Here is a 1,133-nt window from a genome sequence, read left to right as displayed (position 1 = left end):
AGCTGGTGCTGATCCAACAATAAAGTGGCATTTCTGGATATATTGCATGAAAACCCCACTGGAAATTGCACAAGACAAAAGAGATGAACTTCCACATTCTGACCCTAAAAGATTAAAGTACGGCAGAATCATTACATCTCTCATGGAGGCAGAAAATAAACATAGGAAACACCGTCAGACCTCCCAAAAACTATGGAGAGAAAAAAACACTGGAGAACCACATGATATTGAAACCAGTGTAAGTACAGGAATGTCCAGGCTCCGCTTACGGCGTACTTCAGAGAAAGAACTTTAATGATCCTATGAGACCGTCAGAAGACGCATGACCACTGTGTAGATATCCCCATCCGTAGGGGCAGAGAGTGGAAAAAGCTGCTGGGCCTCAATGGGTGACCCATCGGCCCGGTCGAATATCACGGTGAAGCTACGGCTACCGGTCAGGCTGCGCTCCTGCTCCTGTGCCACTGGTGACCAGTCAAATTCGTTCACCTGCCCACCGTCCCCTTCGTCTGTCAGACGCTGGGACTCGAATAACTTGATTTCATCTTTGCTGATTGCCATACCTTCTATCCCTTTTTTCATGGCGATTTGCGGAGTGAGTTGTGTTGAGAATTTATGAGAAACAGCGATTCCTTTACGTCAGTTTTTTCCTCTTCACTTTGGGGTTTTGTGCAAACGTATTGGCTAAGGGTGAATGCAAAGCAGACCTGAGTGTGGAGCTGAAGAATGAACGGGGTGAACACGATTTTCTGGCTGCGTGCCGTGAAGGTAATACGGAGGCGGTGCAGTATTTTTTAGAGCTGGAGGGTTTTGATATTAACAAACAGTTTGCCTGTGAAGCATATTGTGAACCTGTTCATGGCCTGTTCATGGCGGCAGCAGAAGGCCGTGTTGAAGTGGTTCAGCGTTTAATAGCTGCCGATGCAGACATTAATCAAACATCTAAAGGGGTCACGCCATTGTATGTGGCCGCTCAAAATGGCCATGACAAGGTGGTGAAAACGATTGTGAGCACCCAAGGTGTGAGTGTGAATCATACAAGATGCACCGGTTCCACAGCTTTGTTTATAGCGTGTCAAGAGGGCTATCCTGATATCGTTGACATGTTGCTCGGAGCTGGTGCTGATCCAACA

General features: G+C 47.0%; 3 protein-coding genes. 2 read left to right on the top strand and 1 reads right to left on the bottom strand.

The window, feature by feature from the left end; translation table 11 throughout:
- The coding region (locus E1189_RS01250) for a hypothetical protein (protein ID WP_230459930.1) at positions 1-295 on the top strand (295 nt) is incomplete at its 5' end.
- Positions 296-300: 5 nt separating this feature from the next.
- On the opposite strand, the gene E1189_RS01245 is transcribed toward E1189_RS01250, so the two are convergent.
- Positions 301-582, bottom strand: a complete 282-nt coding sequence (locus E1189_RS01245; RefSeq protein ID WP_155158292.1) for a hypothetical protein — start codon at positions 580-582, stop codon at positions 301-303.
- 131 nt (positions 583-713) lie between these two features.
- Here E1189_RS01245 and E1189_RS01240 point away from each other — a divergent pair.
- On the top strand, positions 714-1,133 hold a 420-nt coding region (locus E1189_RS01240; RefSeq protein ID WP_196220944.1), incomplete at its 3' end, for an ankyrin repeat domain-containing protein.

Origin of the sequence: Parendozoicomonas verongulae (assembly GCF_009711465.1) — a bacterium.
GTDB classification, from domain to species: Bacteria; Pseudomonadota; Gammaproteobacteria; order Pseudomonadales; family Endozoicomonadaceae; genus Sansalvadorimonas; species Sansalvadorimonas verongulae.
Note: the sequence above shows the minus strand (reverse complement) of the source record. Positions and strands in the feature narration are given on the sequence as shown.